We start from the raw sequence: 251 nt of genomic DNA, 5'->3' as shown, positions 1-251 counted from the left end.
CATGGCTACGAGTGACATACATATCTCAATATAAATATGTGGTTGTTAGAAACTCACACTGAGCGCACCCCATCGATGTTATCGTATGAATGAGTATGAAGACTGAACACAACCGAACATGGGAATGCCAGCTGCGAACAGACGGCCTCAGTTATCGGGTTCAATCTCCGTGATCAGTACCTTCGTGAGTCCCTCCTCGATAACGAGATCGAATGGAAGGTTCGCCGCACTTCGCTCGATAAACCGAGTCA

Annotated in this window: 1 pseudogene; it reads right to left on the bottom strand. The window is 47.4% G+C overall.

Annotated features, from left to right (window positions below):
• Positions 1-147: 147 nt before the first annotated feature.
• Positions 148-251 (bottom strand): annotated as a pseudogene (locus tag EXE45_RS21475) (CopG family transcriptional regulator); the annotation flags it as partial.

Origin of the sequence: Halorubrum sp. SP9 (assembly GCF_005435015.1) — an archaeon.
In the GTDB taxonomy this organism is placed as follows: domain Archaea; phylum Halobacteriota; class Halobacteria; order Halobacteriales; family Haloferacaceae; genus Halorubrum; species Halorubrum sodomense.
Note: the sequence above shows the minus strand (reverse complement) of the source record. Positions and strands in the feature narration are given on the sequence as shown.